At 45.7% G+C, this 15,978-nt stretch carries 8 protein-coding genes, 9 tRNA genes and 4 rRNA genes; 16 read left to right on the plus strand and 5 right to left on the minus strand.

Features of this window, described 5'->3' with window-relative positions:
• Nucleotides 1-177 precede the first annotated feature (177 nt).
• The 16 genes from C1S73_RS13030 to C1S73_RS13110 all read left to right on the plus strand — a co-directional run bounded on the left by C1S73_RS13030 (nucleotide 178) and on the right by C1S73_RS13110 (nucleotide 15,179).
• Nucleotides 178-483, plus strand: a complete 306-nt coding sequence (locus tag C1S73_RS13030; RefSeq protein ID WP_063345294.1) for a PTS sugar transporter subunit IIB — start codon at nucleotides 178-180, stop codon at nucleotides 481-483.
• Nucleotides 484-568: 85 nt separating this feature from the next.
• Nucleotides 569-1,903, plus strand: a complete 1,335-nt coding sequence (locus C1S73_RS13035) for a PTS sugar transporter subunit IIC (RefSeq protein WP_038864463.1) — start codon at nucleotides 569-571, stop codon at nucleotides 1,901-1,903.
• A gap of 47 nt (nucleotides 1,904-1,950) precedes the next feature.
• Nucleotides 1,951-2,262, plus strand: a complete 312-nt coding sequence (locus C1S73_RS13040; protein ID WP_038864462.1) for a PTS lactose/cellobiose transporter subunit IIA — start codon at nucleotides 1,951-1,953, stop codon at nucleotides 2,260-2,262.
• A 10-nt stretch (nucleotides 2,263-2,272) separates the two neighbouring features.
• Nucleotides 2,273-3,595 carry a 6-phospho-beta-glucosidase gene (locus C1S73_RS13045; RefSeq protein WP_038864460.1) on the plus strand — a complete coding sequence of 441 codons (1,323 nt, stop codon included), beginning with the start codon at nucleotides 2,273-2,275 and terminating at the stop codon, nucleotides 3,593-3,595.
• 15 nt (nucleotides 3,596-3,610) lie between these two features.
• The gene (gene chbG, locus C1S73_RS13050; protein WP_038864458.1) at nucleotides 3,611-4,366 is read left to right on the plus strand and encodes a chitin disaccharide deacetylase; all 756 of its coding nucleotides are present in this window, start codon (nucleotides 3,611-3,613) and stop codon (nucleotides 4,364-4,366) included.
• 106 nt (nucleotides 4,367-4,472) lie between these two features.
• The gene (locus C1S73_RS13055; RefSeq protein ID WP_038864453.1) at nucleotides 4,473-5,471 is read left to right on the plus strand and encodes a LacI family DNA-binding transcriptional regulator; all 999 of its coding nucleotides are present in this window, start codon (nucleotides 4,473-4,475) and stop codon (nucleotides 5,469-5,471) included.
• A 153-nt stretch (nucleotides 5,472-5,624) separates the two neighbouring features.
• On the plus strand, nucleotides 5,625-6,875 hold the full coding sequence (locus C1S73_RS13060; protein ID WP_038864451.1) for a cyclic di-GMP phosphodiesterase: 1,251 nt from the start codon (nucleotides 5,625-5,627) through the stop codon (nucleotides 6,873-6,875).
• 537 nt (nucleotides 6,876-7,412) lie between these two features.
• Nucleotides 7,413-8,965 (plus strand): 16S ribosomal RNA (locus tag C1S73_RS13070).
• Between the two features lie 65 nt (nucleotides 8,966-9,030).
• A tRNA-Ile gene (locus C1S73_RS13075) sits at nucleotides 9,031-9,107 on the plus strand.
• 39 nt (nucleotides 9,108-9,146) lie between these two features.
• Nucleotides 9,147-9,222 (plus strand) — tRNA-Ala (locus C1S73_RS13080).
• Nucleotides 9,223-9,513: 291 nt separating this feature from the next.
• Nucleotides 9,514-12,404 (plus strand): 23S ribosomal RNA (locus C1S73_RS13085).
• A gap of 93 nt (nucleotides 12,405-12,497) precedes the next feature.
• A 5S ribosomal RNA gene (gene rrf, locus C1S73_RS13090) occupies nucleotides 12,498-12,614 on the plus strand.
• 101 nt (nucleotides 12,615-12,715) lie between these two features.
• Nucleotides 12,716-12,791: transfer RNA gene (locus C1S73_RS13095), tRNA-Thr, on the plus strand.
• Nucleotides 12,792-12,848: 57 nt separating this feature from the next.
• Nucleotides 12,849-12,964 (plus strand): 5S ribosomal RNA (gene rrf, locus C1S73_RS13100).
• The 16S, 23S and 5S rRNA genes sit together here with 4 tRNA genes alongside, the layout of an rRNA operon.
• Nucleotides 12,965-12,995: 31 nt before the next feature.
• Nucleotides 12,996-13,072 (plus strand) — tRNA-Asp (locus tag C1S73_RS13105).
• 670 nt (nucleotides 13,073-13,742) lie between these two features.
• Nucleotides 13,743-15,179: an NAD-dependent succinate-semialdehyde dehydrogenase gene (locus C1S73_RS13110; RefSeq protein WP_081634782.1), complete on the plus strand. Its 1,437-nt coding sequence runs from the start codon at nucleotides 13,743-13,745 to the stop codon at nucleotides 15,177-15,179.
• A gap of 138 nt (nucleotides 15,180-15,317) precedes the next feature.
• Here C1S73_RS13110 and C1S73_RS13115 read toward each other — a convergent pair.
• The 5 genes from C1S73_RS13115 to C1S73_RS13135 form a co-directional block, all read right to left on the minus strand.
• Nucleotides 15,318-15,393: transfer RNA gene (locus tag C1S73_RS13115), tRNA-Asn, on the minus strand.
• A 15-nt stretch (nucleotides 15,394-15,408) separates the two neighbouring features.
• Nucleotides 15,409-15,484: transfer RNA gene (locus C1S73_RS13120), tRNA-Thr, on the minus strand.
• Between the two features lie 40 nt (nucleotides 15,485-15,524).
• Nucleotides 15,525-15,600, minus strand: a tRNA-Asn gene (locus C1S73_RS13125).
• Between the two features lie 21 nt (nucleotides 15,601-15,621).
• Nucleotides 15,622-15,697 (minus strand) — tRNA-Thr (locus C1S73_RS13130).
• Nucleotides 15,698-15,748: 51 nt separating this feature from the next.
• Nucleotides 15,749-15,824, minus strand: a tRNA-Phe gene (locus C1S73_RS13135).
• Nucleotides 15,825-15,978 lie beyond the last annotated feature (154 nt).

The following is a 15,978-nucleotide window of genomic DNA, read 5'->3' on the forward strand; positions in this document are numbered from 1 at the left end:
TTTGTGTTTTATTATTCTGTTGGCTTTTATCCTAGACCTAAATAATTAATAAAAAATAGAGCGTATTTTCTAAAGTGAGATTTAGTTCACGAACAATGCAACCGGTTGCGCTTTTTTGCGTTGGTTATTTTTGCTACAGTTTTTGTAGGTTGAAAATTACACAACGGGAGTAAGGCTATGAAAAAGATCCTTTTATGCTGTAGCGCTGGGATGTCGACCAGTATGTTGGTTAGAAAGATGGAGCAAGCTGCTGAAAAGCAAGGTATTGTATGTAAGATTGATGCGTTGTCTGTGAACGCGTTTGATGAAGCAATCAAAGAGTACGATGTTTGCTTGCTTGGACCTCAAGTTCGATTCCAATTAGAAGAGTTGCGAAAAACAGCTCAAGAGCACGGTAAAAATATAGAAGCAATTTCCCCACAGGCTTATGGAATGATGAAAGGGGAAGAAGTATTAAAGCAAGCATTAGAACTTATTAACTAATTCAATAGTTTAAAATAAAAAGAACAATCATCAAATATTGATATTTGATGTGGGGTTCTTTTGTCTAAAAATAAGGATGGACTCTATGAAGCTTTATGATGCGATTATAGGAATAGTCGAAAAGCATATAGCCCCAATTGCAGCAAAAGTGGGTAATCAACCTCATGTTAGAGCAATGAGAGACGGATTTATCGTGGCAATGCCGTTTATTATTGTAGGTAGCTTTATCTTAATATTTGCTTTTCCACCATTTGAAGAAGGGACTTCGTTTACTCTAGGTCAAATATGGTTGGACTTTGCGACGACGCATTTCGATACCATTATGATGCCGTTCAATATGTCGATGGGAATCATGACGATATTCGTCTCGCTAGGGGTCGCCTATAGCTTGGCGAAAGCGTACAAAATGGATGGGATAACCAGTGCTGTTTTGTCGCTTATGAGTTTCTTATTAATTGCAGCTCCTGCTAAAGACGGCGCTTTGGCAATGAATCATATGGGAGGAACGGGGATTTTTACTGCGGTAATGAGTGCTTTCTTTTCTGTCGAGCTGTACCGCTTTATGAAAAAGCATAACATTACGATTCGCATGCCAGAGCAGGTGCCTCCGGCTATTGCACGATCCTTTGAGGTATTGCTACCCGTCTTAGCGATTTTCGTTACGCTTTACCCTCTGAGTATTTTTGTTCAAATGCAATACGATATGTTGATTCCTGATGCGGTGATGGCAATGTTCAAACCATTGATCAGTGCTTCAAATACGTTACCAGCGATCATTGGCGCCTTGCTTGTTTGTCAGTTATTGTGGTTTGCGGGCATCCATGGAGCGGCGATTGTCGTTGGTCTTCTGTCTCCCATCTTCCTTACTAATATCAGTGCTAACATCGACGCGTTTGTTGCTGGCCAACCTATTCCAAATGTATTCACTCAGCCATTCTGGGACTTCTACATCTTTATTGGTGGTTCGGGTGCAACATTAGCGCTGGTAATGCTTATGTCCTTCAGTCGTTCAGCTCACCTCAAAAGTATTGGACGTATGAGTGCAGTGCCTGGTTTCTTCCAAATTAACGAACCGGTTATTTTTGGTAGCCCTGTGGTGATGAACCCTATTCTATTTATTCCATTCGTATTCGCACCTATCTTGAATGCCACCATTGCGTATTTTGCTGTGCACCTTGGTTTTGTTGGTATGGGGGTAGCAACAACACCTTGGACTACACCAGCTATTATCGGTGCATCATGGGGTAGCGGTTGGACATTCTCACCTGTGTTGCTCGTGATAGGGCTACTGATTCTTGACCTGTTTATCTACTTGCCGTTCTTCAAGATGTTTGAAAAGCAAGTATTAGAGCAAGAGCTTCCAACAAGCAAAGAAACAAAAGACGCGGAACAACCATCCGGTGAAGGCGTAACAGCATAAAGATGATTGGGCTGTCATTCGATAGCCCTCCCTTTCGGAGAGAAGACATGGAACAAGAATTAGTCGTGATGGAAATTATCTGCAACGCGGGTGAAGCCAGAAGTTTGAGTTATGAGGCATTGCGCCTATCGAGAGAGAGAAACTTTGCAGCAGCGGAAGAAAAGCTTTTTCAAGCGAAAGAGTGCATTAACAAAGCGCACCTGATTCAAACGCAATTGATTGAAGAGGACCAAGGAGAGGGCAAAGTGCCAATGACCTTGGTTATGGTGCATGCTCAAGATCATTTAATGACGACCATCTTAGCGCAGGAAATGGCGGTAGAAATCGTCGCATTGAACAAGCAAATTTCTGAAAGGTAAGGAAGCCACGATGCCGAGAAATGCAATCAAGCTCGCCATTATAGGTGGCGGCAGTAGTTACACTCCGGAACTTGTTGAGGGTGTTATTAAACGTTTGGAGTTCTTACCTGTTAAACAGATGCACTTTGTTGATATTGAGTCTGGGGCGGAGAAGTTAGAGATCATCACAGGTTTAGCGCAACGTATGGTCGATAAAGCTGGTGCTGACATTGAAATTAAAGCGGGTTTTGATCGTCGTGAAGCAATCAAAGGTGCGGACTTTGTTATGACGCAATTCCGTGTTGGTGGTTTAGCTGCGCGAGCGAACGACGAGCGTATTCCTATTAAATATGATGTTATCGGTCAGGAAACTACAGGACCGGGTGGTTTCGCCAAAGCATTGAGAACCATTCCTGTAATCCTCGATATTTGCAAAGATATTGAAGAATTAGCCCCAAATGCTTGGATGTTAAATTTTACTAACCCAGCAGGTTTAGTCTCTGAAGCGGTGAGTAAATATACCAAAGTGAAGAGTATTGGACTTTGTAATGTGCCTGTTTCGATGGAAATGATGATTGCCGAGATGATGGATTGTGAACCAAAAGAGCTGCAACTTGAGTTCGCAGGTTTGAATCACTTGGTGTGGGTACATAAAGCATGGCTTAGAGGAGAGGATATTACTCAAACAGTACTAGAGAAGGTTGGGGATGGTGCCAACTTCAGTATGAAGAATATTTGGGAGGAACCATGGGATCCTGCATTTCTTAAAGCGTTAGGGGCGATCCCTTGTCCTTATCATCGTTATTTCTATCAAACAGATGCCATGCTAGCAGAAGAAAAACAGAGCGCGGGTGAACAAGGCACGCGTGCTGAACAAGTTATGGAGACCGAATCGGCACTATTTAAGCTGTATCAAGATCCTAACTTGGCTCATAAGCCAAAAGAGTTAGAAGAGCGGGGAGGAGCTTACTATTCCGATGCATCATTGAACCTAGTGGACTCGATTTATAACAATCGCAATAGTATTCATGTGGTGAACGTACTAAACAATGGCGCAATTAACGGTTTACCTGACAATGCTGTGATTGAATGTAGTGCAGTTATTGGTAGTTGGGGGGCAAAACCGCTCGCAGTAGGGGAGCTCTCGACCAACATAAAAGGACTACTTTACCAAGTTAAGGCTTACGAGCAATTAGCGATTGAAGCTGCGGTTGAAGGGAGTTATGACAAAGCACTTATGGCGTTGACCAATAATCCGTTAGTGCCTGATATTGGGCGAGCGAAATCCATTTTGGACGACATATTGAAAGTGAATGCACCCTACCTTCCTCAATTTAAACTGACAATGCTGTAAAAAGGGATATCACCAATGAAAGTGATTTTTAACGCTGATGACTTTGGCTTAACGCCCGGAGTGAATAACGGAATCATCAAAGCACACCAGCAAGGTGTGGTTCGGTCGACCACCATGATGGTAGGGATGGGGGCCGAGAAGCATGCCGTCGAATTGGCGAAACAAAATTCTAACTTGAAAATTGGTATACACCTTCGTTTTACCGCTGGTGCTCCAATTACGGGGCACCCTAATCTTACCAATGGTAAGGAGCACTTTGTTAGTTATGCCGAGTTATGGAAAAAACAAGATTTCGATTTAAAGGCTGTGTATGAAGAAGCGCAAAGCCAAATAGAGCACTTTCTTGCTTTAGGCTTATCATTGAGTCATCTAGATAGCCATCACCATGCGCACACTCACCCTCAATTGCTCCCTGTTATAAGAGAACTTGCTACAAAATATCGTGTACCTTTACGCGGAAGTGGGTTATGCCATGTCAGGAATCCTGTTCGATATTTCTTTACTGATGAATTTTATGATCAAGGTGTAAGTCTCGATGGGTTGCTAAGGGGCTTGCTCAGATTAAAGTCTCAGTACGATATTGTCGAAGTGATGTGTCATCCCGCAGAGGCCGATCAACCTCTAATACTTAGCAGCGGTTACGCGCTGCAACGAGAATTAGAGCTGCAGGTTCTGACCTCCCCGATACTTAAGCAAGAACTTGTTCAACATGGTATCGCAGTCACGGATTACTCTGAGCTTATTTCTTCTCACAAAGTTGCCAGTGTATGATTTAGGCCGCCGGCGTCGAACCCTATAATCACCTTACGACTTGCTGGTGGCCGCTTTATCTAGGTTATCTCTTCGAATAAAACATGCAGTTGGATTAAATAGCAATATGGCAAGGATAAAAGATGTCGCAGAACTCGCTGGAGTAAACCGTTCCACCGTTTCTCGCATTATTAATGGCGAAGGCAAGTTCCGTGAAGAGACAAGAAAAAAAGTCGAAGCGGCCATGGCGCAATTAAATTATCGCCCAAGTGCGATTGCCCGCTCCCTAGCGACTTCATCAAGTAACATGGTTGGTTTATTGGTGACGTACTACACCGGTGGATTTTTCGGGGAGATGATGGAGCAAGTTCAAACGGAACTAGACATCCATAAGAAGTTTTTGATTACCGCACAAGGTCACCATTCCGCAGAAGGAGAGCGAGAGGCTATTGAGCGTTTTAATGATCTTCGCTGCGATGGTTATGTGCTTCACAGCCGTTATTTGTCTGATGATGATTTGCGTGAACTAGCAAAGTTACCAACGCCGTTTGTATTACTTGATCGTTATGTAGAAGGTATTGAAGAGCGGTGCGTCACGTTCAATCATCATGATGCGAGTCGAATAGCGGTAGAGCACCTTATCTCGGGGGGGCACAGGCACATTGCTTGTATTACCGGCCCTTCACAGCGTCATAATAGCTTACTTAGAAAGTTAGGTTATGTAGATGCAATGAAGAGTGCGGGCATCGAAATTGATGAAAGCTGGTGTGAAGAAGGTAACTACGGCCGTCAAAGTGGTTATGATGCAATGGCTTCTCTATATAGACGGCATCCTGAAATAACCGCGCTTTTTTCTTGTAGTGAGGAAATGACGGTTGGGGCAATGCAATTTCTGCATGAACATAAGATATCTGTCCCAGAACAAATTTCGTTAGTAAGCTTTGATAGTGTTGACCTATGTGAAAGCCTCTACCCTACGGTATCTGCGGTTCATTTCCCAATTAGTGACATGGCGAGAGTGGCAGTGCAAACTCTTATAGGGCTAGTCAAAGATCAACAAATAGAAAGCAAGCCTATCTTTGAAGCTCAACTGAAAATACGTAAGGCCGATAGGTCTTTATGGTAAGCGCTAAAGGTTGAGTGGCCTATAACCTACTCGTTATTGTCTATTGATGGTGAGCACATCGACGCTTTATACATCGGCCTTATTGATGAATTCATTTACAAAATCCACTACTATTAAAGGCTTATCAAGAAGAACTAAGTCAGTAGTGGAAAAGTGGCAACAATTAAACTTACAGTGGATCGTATTCAGCCCGGCTTACATATCCGTCTCCCACTCAAGTGGAACGAGCACCCCTTCCTATTAAATAGCTTCAAAATCAAAGACCAAGAACAAGTTGAGATGATCCGACACCTTGGAGTTAAGTTTGTTTATTTTAACTCAGAACAGAGCGAAGTATCGCCTCTGGCAGCGAATCAGCCGCAAGTAGAAGTAAAGAAGGACGACACTTTAGAGCTGGAAGCTCAGAAGCTATGGCAAGAGAAGCAAAAGCGCATCGAAAAGCTTAGCGCTTATCGCCGTCGAGTCATTCAATGTGAGAAAGAGTTCGAGCGTTCCCTCGCCCGTATGCGCTCTGTGATGACGAAAATACGTAATCGTCCCGCCGCTGCTGTTGATGAAGCCAAACAATTGATTGACGATATCGTTGAGAAGTTGATGTGCGATGATAATGTCACATTACATTTAATGAATGGCAAAAATGAATTTGAAGATATCTACTTCCATTCGTTGAACGTTGCTGTCATTGCTATGATGATTGGACGTGCAAAAGGATACTCCGCAGAGCAGCTTAAAGCGCTCTCTTTTGCAGCGCTCTTTCATGATATGGGCAAAATTAAAATCCCAACGGCTATTTTACGTAAACAGGTGCCGCTCACTGAACCAGAAAGTAACTATCTTAAGTTGCACACCAAGTACGGCTTGGATATGGCGAATCAAATTGATGACTTTCCTGAAAGCGCGAAAAGAGTCATAGCCCAACATCATGAGATGAGAGATGGCTCGGGTTATCCTAAAGGGTTAAAAGGGGATGATATCGATGAGTTGGCTCAAGTGATCATTGTGGCGAATGCTTTTGATAATTTGTGCCATACGCCAGTCCCTTCCGAACAAAAGATACCTTACACCGCGCTCTCTCATTTATATAAGAATTGCAAACATCTATATAAAGAAGAAAACCTTAATATCTTGATCAAGTTTATGGGCGTTTTTCCACCGGGAACGGTAGTACAACTTTCCAATAATATGGTGGGGTTGGTGATCTCAGTAAATGCGTCACACTTGTTGTTTCCTAATGTCTTAGTTTATGACCCTTCAGTTCCGCGTACACAAGCGCCGATTATTGATCTTGCATCAAAAGACTTAAAAATCGTAAACGCGATTCATCCATCCAAACTGCCCGAAAAAATTAGGGAGTACCTAAATCCAAGATCTCGGATTTCCTATTTCTTTGACAGTGATGAGTAGTTATCCACAGGTTTTTGTGGGTAATCTGTAGAAATCTTGGGTGTTATTTATGGGTATTTTCCTGGTTGGATGGAAAGTATCCACTTGGCATGTTTTTTTTAGAAAAAATGCATTTTTAGTCTTGCCAAAGAAAATCTTCTCCTTATAATGCGCATCCATCGACACGGCAGACGCCACAAGGCTTCAGCAGAGTCGAGGAGGTAAAAAACTTCTGAGGAAATAAATTGAAAAAAGTGTTTGACACTCTCAATTATCTCGCTAGAATTCACCTCCGCTTTGAGAGAAAAACTTCTCGCAAAGCAAGCTCTTTAACAATATAGACCTATCAATCTGTGTGGGCACTCGTTGATGATAATCCAATTAGAAACTTCGGTTTCAAATTAGGTTTCAATGAACTGAGTGACCAATCAAGTCTTCGGACTTGGCACAGTCAATTCATTATCATTCTGTTGGAATGGTAATAGCTTTAAAATTACTTCTTACTTTCGAGTAAGGATGAGTTTTGAAGTCAGTATTCGTTGAGCCGAACAAAATCTTAAATTGAAGAGTTTGATCATGGCTCAGATTGAACGCTGGCGGCAGGCCTAACACATGCAAGTCGAGCGGAAACGACTTAACTGAACCTTCGGGGAACGTTAAGGGCGTCGAGCGGCGGACGGGTGAGTAATGCCTAGGAAATTGCCCTGATGTGGGGGATAACCATTGGAAACGATGGCTAATACCGCATAATGCCTACGGGCCAAAGAGGGGGACCTTCGGGCCTCTCGCGTCAGGATATGCCTAGGTGGGATTAGCTAGTTGGTGAGGTAATGGCTCACCAAGGCGACGATCCCTAGCTGGTCTGAGAGGATGATCAGCCACACTGGAACTGAGACACGGTCCAGACTCCTACGGGAGGCAGCAGTGGGGAATATTGCACAATGGGCGCAAGCCTGATGCAGCCATGCCGCGTGTGTGAAGAAGGCCTTCGGGTTGTAAAGCACTTTCAGTCGTGAGGAAGGTGGTAGTGTTAATAGCACTATCATTTGACGTTAGCGACAGAAGAAGCACCGGCTAACTCCGTGCCAGCAGCCGCGGTAATACGGAGGGTGCGAGCGTTAATCGGAATTACTGGGCGTAAAGCGCATGCAGGTGGTTTGTTAAGTCAGATGTGAAAGCCCGGGGCTCAACCTCGGAATAGCATTTGAAACTGGCAGACTAGAGTACTGTAGAGGGGGGTAGAATTTCAGGTGTAGCGGTGAAATGCGTAGAGATCTGAAGGAATACCGGTGGCGAAGGCGGCCCCCTGGACAGATACTGACACTCAGATGCGAAAGCGTGGGGAGCAAACAGGATTAGATACCCTGGTAGTCCACGCCGTAAACGATGTCTACTTGGAGGTTGTGGCCTTGAGCCGTGGCTTTCGGAGCTAACGCGTTAAGTAGACCGCCTGGGGAGTACGGTCGCAAGATTAAAACTCAAATGAATTGACGGGGGCCCGCACAAGCGGTGGAGCATGTGGTTTAATTCGATGCAACGCGAAGAACCTTACCTACTCTTGACATCCAGAGAACTTTCCAGAGATGGATTGGTGCCTTCGGGAACTCTGAGACAGGTGCTGCATGGCTGTCGTCAGCTCGTGTTGTGAAATGTTGGGTTAAGTCCCGCAACGAGCGCAACCCTTATCCTTGTTTGCCAGCGAGTAATGTCGGGAACTCCAGGGAGACTGCCGGTGATAAACCGGAGGAAGGTGGGGACGACGTCAAGTCATCATGGCCCTTACGAGTAGGGCTACACACGTGCTACAATGGCGCATACAGAGGGCAGCAAGCTAGCGATAGTGAGCGAATCCCAAAAAGTGCGTCGTAGTCCGGATTGGAGTCTGCAACTCGACTCCATGAAGTCGGAATCGCTAGTAATCGTGGATCAGAATGCCACGGTGAATACGTTCCCGGGCCTTGTACACACCGCCCGTCACACCATGGGAGTGGGCTGCAAAAGAAGTAGGTAGTTTAACCTTCGGGAGGACGCTTACCACTTTGTGGTTCATGACTGGGGTGAAGTCGTAACAAGGTAGCGCTAGGGGAACCTGGCGCTGGATCACCTCCTTATACGATGATTACTCACGATGAGTGTCCACACAGATTGATACGGTTTATAAGTAAGAGACGATACTGGGTCTGTAGCTCAGGTGGTTAGAGCGTTCGCCTGATAAGCGAGAGGTCGGTGGTTCGAGTCCACTCAGACCCACCAATTTCTTTTGAAATTGGTATGCAGTATCGACACCTTGATGGGGCTATAGCTCAGCTGGGAGAGCGCCTGCCTTGCACGCAGGAGGTCTGCGGTTCGATCCCGCATAGCTCCACCATCTTTAAGTGTTCTTGAAAAAGAATCTTTAAAAATGGTTTTCATCAGAAAATCTAGCTCTTTAACAATTTGGAAAGCTGACAAAACAATCTTTAAGATTGTTTGTAAAGTTCTCAATGTTTGTCTTTATGACAAACACCAAAAAACACATTCAAGTGTTCTTGGGAATATCACTTTTAAAGTGATTATTCGAAATTGAGTCCGGCAAAATCGAAATGTCTCTCGCTCATTCAAATAATGAGAGACAACTTTGGTGATTTGATTATCAACTCGAAACTCCTTCGGGTTGTATGGTTAAGTGACTAAGCGTACACGGTGGATGCCTTGGCAGTCAGAGGCGATGAAGGACGTATTAACTTGCGATAAGCCCAGATTAGGTAGTAAAAACCACTTGAGTCTGGGATTTCCGAATGGGGAAACCCACTAGCATAAGCTAGTATCGCTGCGTGAATACATAGCGCAGCGAGGCGAACCGGGGGAACTGAAACATCTAAGTACCCCGAGGAAAAGAAATCAACCGAGATTCCGAAAGTAGCGGCGAGCGAAATTGGACTAGCCCTTAAGCTTTATATGCGTTAGACGAACGGTCTGGAAAGTCCGGCAATAAAGGGTGATAGCCCCGTAGTTGACAACGCACATTCAGTGAAATCGAGTAGGGCGGGACACGTGATATCCTGTCTGAATATGGGGGGACCATCCTCCAAGGCTAAATACTACTGACTGACCGATAGTGAACCAGTACCGTGAGGGAAAGGCGAAAAGAACCCCTGTGAGGGGAGTGAAATAGAACCTGAAACCGTGTACGTACAAGCAGTAGGAGCACCTTCGTGGTGTGACTGCGTACCTTTTGTATAATGGGTCAGCGACTTATATTCAGTGGCAAGGTTAACCATCTAGGGGAGCCGTAGCGAAAGCGAGTGTTAACTGCGCGACTTAGTCGCTGGATATAGACCCGAAACCAGGTGATCTAGCCATGGGCAGGTTGAAGATTGAGTAACATCAATTGGAGGACCGAACCGACTAATGTTGAAAAATTAGCGGATGACTTGTGGCTAGGGGTGAAAGGCCAATCAAACCTGGAGATAGCTGGTTCTCCCCGAAAGCTATTTAGGTAGCGCCTCGGACGAATACTACTGGGGGTAGAGCACTGTTAAGGCTAGGGGGTCATCCCGACTTACCAACCCTTTGCAAACTCCGAATACCAGTAAGTACTATCCGGGAGACACACGGCGGGTGCTAACGTCCGTCGTGGAGAGGGAAACAACCCAGACCGCCAGCTAAGGTCCCAAATTATTACTAAGTGGGAAACGATGTGGGAAGGCTCAGACAGCCAGGATGTTGGCTTAGAAGCAGCCATCATTTAAAGAAAGCGTAATAGCTCACTGGTCGAGTCGGCCTGCGCGGAAGATGTAACGGGGCTAAGTAATAAACCGAAGCTGCGGCAATGAAGTTTACTTCATTGGGTAGGGGAGCGTTCTGTAAGCCGTTGAAGGTGTGTTGTAAAGCATGCTGGAGGTATCAGAAGTGCGAATGCTGACATGAGTAACGATAAAGGGGGTGAAAAACCTCCTCGCCGGAAGACCAAGGGTTCCTGTCCAACGTTAATCGGGGCAGGGTAAGTCGACCCCTAAGGCGAGGCCGAAAGGCGTAGTCGATGGGAAACGGGTTAATATTCCCGTACTTCTTACAATTGCGATGGGGGGACGGAGAAGGCTAGGTGGGCCTGGCGACGGTTGTCCAGGTTCAAGTGCGTAGGCTGAAGAGTTAGGTAAATCCGGCTCTTCTTAAGGCTGAGACACGACGTCGAGCTACTACGGTAGTGAAGTCATTGATGCCATGCTTCCAGGAAAAGCCTCTAAGCTTCAGATTGTAAGGAATCGTACCCCAAACCGACACAGGTGGTCGGGTAGAGAATACCAAGGCGCTTGAGAGAACTCGGGTGAAGGAACTAGGCAAAATGGTACCGTAACTTCGGGAGAAGGTACGCTCTTGATGGTGAAGTCCCTTGCGGATGGAGCTGACGAGAGTCGCAGATACCAGGTGGCTGCAACTGTTTATTAAAAACACAGCACTGTGCAAAATCGTAAGATGACGTATACGGTGTGACGCCTGCCCGGTGCCGGAAGGTTAATTGATGGGGTTAGACTTCGGTCGAAGCTCTTGATCGAAGCCCCGGTAAACGGCGGCCGTAACTATAACGGTCCTAAGGTAGCGAAATTCCTTGTCGGGTAAGTTCCGACCTGCACGAATGGCGTAATGATGGCCACGCTGTCTCCACCCGAGACTCAGTGAAATTGAAATCGCTGTGAAGATGCAGTGTACCCGCGGCTAGACGGAAAGACCCCGTGAACCTTTACTACAGCTTGGCACTGAACATTGACCCTACATGTGTAGGATAGGTGGGAGGCTTTGAAGCACAGTCGCTAGATTGTGTGGAGCCGTCCTTGAAATACCACCCTTGTAGTGTTGATGTTCTAACGTCGACCCCTTATCGGGGTTGCGGACAGTGCCTGGTGGGTAGTTTGACTGGGGCGGTCTCCTCCCAAAGAGTAACGGAGGAGCACGAAGGTGGGCTAATCACGGTTGGACATCGTGAGGTTAGTGCAATGGCATAAGCCCGCTTGACTGCGAGAATGACAATTCGAGCAGGTGCGAAAGCAGGTCATAGTGATCCGGTGGTTCTGTATGGAAGGGCCATCGCTCAACGGATAAAAGGTACTCCGGGGATAACAGGCTGATACCGCCCAAGAGTTCATATCGACGGCGGTGTTTGGCACCTCGATGTCGGCTCATCACATCCTGGGGCTGAAGTCGGTCCCAAGGGTATGGCTGTTCGCCATTTAAAGTGGTACGCGAGCTGGGTTTAGAACGTCGTGAGACAGTTCGGTCCCTATCTGCCGTGGGCGTTGGAAGATTGAAGGGGGCTGCTCCTAGTACGAGAGGACCGGAGTGGACGAACCTCTGGTGTTCGGGTTGTGTCGCCAGACGCATTGCCCGGTAGCTAAGTTCGGAATCGATAACCGCTGAAAGCATCTAAGCGGGAAGCGAGCCCTGAGATGAGTCTTCCCTGATACTTTAAGTATCCTAAAGGGTTGTTCGAGACTAGAACGTTGATAGGCAGGGTGTGTAAGCGTTGTGAGGCGTTGAGCTAACCTGTACTAATTGCCCGTGAGGCTTAACCATACAACACCCAAGGGGTTTTGATGGACTCAATGCAAGAACGATTGAATGTGTATAAATAGAACTTAAAATCAGTTTTCCAGATTAAAGAATTTGCTTGGCGACCATAGCGATTTGGACCCACCTGACTTCCATTCCGAACTCAGAAGTGAAACGAATTAGCGCCGATGGTAGTGTGGGGTTTCCCCATGTGAGAGTAGGACATCGCCAGGCTTTAAATTTAGTTTTTGCCTTTTTAAGAAGGTGAAGACAAAAGTTAAGAGAGCCCGTTTGAAAAAGCGGGCTTTTTTAGTCCTCATGGACACAGATAATGTGCTGATATGGCTCAGTCGGTAGAGCGCATCCTTGGTAAGGATGAGGTCCCCAGTTCGATTCTGGGTATCAGCACCATTTACTGTTTGTTTTACGCTTTAAATCAAAGCTTAAAACAAAACGTAAAGAATTTTGCTTGGCGACCATAGCGCTTTGGACCCACCTGATTCCATTCCGAACTCAGAAGTGAAACAAAGTAGCGCCGATGGTAGTGTGGGGTTTCCCCATGTGAGAGTAGGACATCGCCAGGTTCTTATTTAGACTCAAGAGTCTAACCAGTGCGGAGCGGTAGTTCAGTTGGTTAGAATACCGGCCTGTCACGCCGGGGGTCGCGGGTTCGAGTCCCGTCCGCTCCGCCACTTATTTAGAAACCCAGTCTTCGGACTGGGTTTTGTCGTTTTTGAGCATAATAATTTCCCTTTCAGGGAATGAGTCCCGGTTGCCCGCAACCCCGAACTAGGCGTCCCCGCCGACTAGCCACTTATTCCAGGCCTCAGCAGAAATGCTGGGGTCTTTTTGTATTTACGATATTATTTTGGTCTGCGACCAACGAGTCCCGCTCGTGTGCGAGTCCAATTGAGCGCAAGCTCAGCCGCTTCAACACTTATCTAGAAATTCAGCCTTCGTGCTAGCTTTCACCGTTTTAGGGAATATGATTTTCGTTTATAGGAAAGTAAGGCTCGCAAGGTTTTGTCTGTAGCCTACAAGCCCAACTATTTATTCAGATATACGCCCCTAGTCTATCCACCCTTATTGAAAATCTACTCTGTCATTTGGTTACGTTAGAGATGCCCTCTAATGCTTTGTCTATTAAAGAATAGGGGCATTCAATAACACCGAGCTTATGAGCTACCAAATGGTTAGCTTCTTCATTAATCGCTTTCTCTGATGGTGTTCTCTTATCGGTATCACCGATTAATCCTACTGGGTCATCACTTCTCATATTTACGCTGAAGAAAACTTTGTTTGCTTTACTCTTATTTGTCAGAAGGATTAACCTAGTAAAGGTTCTTATAGGAGTACAACCTAATGATGCAGCAGATAAAAAGTGAAACGCTAAGAGTCTTATTCGAAAGCCTGTCTTCTCAAGATGGGATTGCCGTTATTAACCCTGCGACTGAGCAAGAACTGATTCGCTTAAAGCCTAGCTCTTTGGATGAGTTAGATGTGCAAATAGAAGCGTGCAAATCGGCTCAAGTTGAGTGGGCAAAACTCAGCGCTAAAGCACGTTCAGCTTCCCTAAAAAAGTGGTTCCAATTGCTTGTAGAGCATACGGAAGACATCGCGAACATCATTACCTTAGAACAAGGTAAATCCCTTACTGAAAGTCGTGGAGAAGTCGCATACGGCGCATCTTTTGTTGAATGGTTCGCAGAAGAGGCTAAACGCACTTATGGTGAGGTTATTCCAGCCCCAGCGGTAGATAGACGCCTCTCTACCATCAAACAACCTGTCGGCGTGTGTACAGCGATTACACCATGGAACTTCCCTATTGCAATGATCACTCGAAAAGCGGCTCCTGCTCTGGCTGCGGGATGTGGGATGATCATTAAACCTTCTGAATTAACGCCTTTGACTGCTCTGGCTGTGGTGGAGCTTGCTCATCGGGCTGGTATCCCCAAAGCTCTATTGTCTACCGTTGTTTCTGAACAGGCGGCAGAGTTCGGTTTGGTATTAAGTACCGATCCTCGTATTAAGAAGATCTCTTTCACTGGTTCGACACGTGTCGGTAAGATCTTAATGAAACAAGCAAGTGATACGGTTAAAGCCGCTTCTATGGAATTGGGTGGTAACGCACCTTTTATTGTTTTTGAGGATGCAGATTTAGAAGCTGCAGCGAATGGCTTAATTGCTTCCAAGTTTCGTAATGCTGGACAAACCTGTGTGTGTACCAACCGCTTGTATGTACATCAGAGTGTGAAAGAGGCGTTCTTAACTAAGCTTCTTGATAAAGTGGCAAGCCTGGCGGTCGGTAATGGTCTTGAGGAAAATACAACTCTTGGCCCTGTTATCACTATGGCTTCTAAGCATCGTCTAGAGGCGGTAGTCGATCAGGCAGTACAAGAAGGAGCAACAATACTTAACCAGCCTCAAAAACTCACTGGGCGCTTTATGGAGCCTGTTATCTTAGATGATGTCGAACAAGGTATGGCGATCGTGCGACAAGAGTTGTTTGGTCCGGTTTTGCCAGTCATTAGTTTTGATGACGATGAACAAGTGCTCTCGATGGCGAATGACACCGAGTATGGTTTAGCTTGCTACTTCTATACCGATAGCTTGAAACGCATTATCCGATTTAGTGAAGGTTTGGAATACGGCATGGTAGGGATAAACGAAGGGATTATCTCTACGGAAGTTGCGCCGTTTGGTGGTATCAAAGAATCTGGCATTGGTCGTGAGGGTGCTAAACAAGGTATCGATGAGTACCTAGAGACGAAGTATATCTGCCTTGGAGGTTTGAGCTAACCTTCTCACGAGACAAAGACGGAAGCTGGGTATATCACCTGGCTTTTTGTTTATTGAGATAAAGGTAGATGAAGAGGGGGCTGTGAGTTTTCTTCAGATGCAAAAAAGCCGCATCAAGTGATGCGGCTTTTTATAATATGGCTCCTCCTACTGGACTTGAACCAGTGACCTGCGGATTAACAGTCCGTCGCTCTACCAACTGAGCTAAGGAGGAACAGATTTTATTAAGTGGTGCCGACTACCGGAATCGAACTGGTGACCTACTGATTACAAGTCAGTTGCTCTACCTACTGAGCTAAGTCGGCACATTTTCGTTAATAAGTAATCGACTTACTAACTGAAAGATGGCTCCTCCTACTGGACTTGAACCAGTGACCTGCGGATTAACAGTCCGTCGCTCTACCAACTGAGCTAAGGAGGAATTATCTTGTTTAAGAATAAATGGTGCCGACTACCGGAATCGAACTGGTGACCTACTGATTACAAGTCAGTTGCTCTACCTACTGAGCTAAGTCGGCGTACCGTTATTCTTTTTATTGTTCGTGTAAGACACCAACAATTTTAAATTGTGGTGCCCGGAGGCGGAATCGAACCACCGACACGAGGATTTTCAATCCTCTGCTCTACCGACTGAGCTATCCGGGCGACGAGGTGTATTAAAAGGCTTTTCCGCTTTCACGTCAACAATAAAATTAAAATAAAATATCGTTTGATGAATTTGTGCTCGGAGTGGGCTGTTTTTATGCGTTTTTAACAGGAATGCACCATATTTTAAGCCTTGATTATGATAGGAGCATGA

The organism is Vibrio jasicida 090810c (genome assembly GCF_002887615.1).
Classification (GTDB): domain Bacteria; phylum Pseudomonadota; class Gammaproteobacteria; order Enterobacterales; family Vibrionaceae; genus Vibrio; species Vibrio jasicida.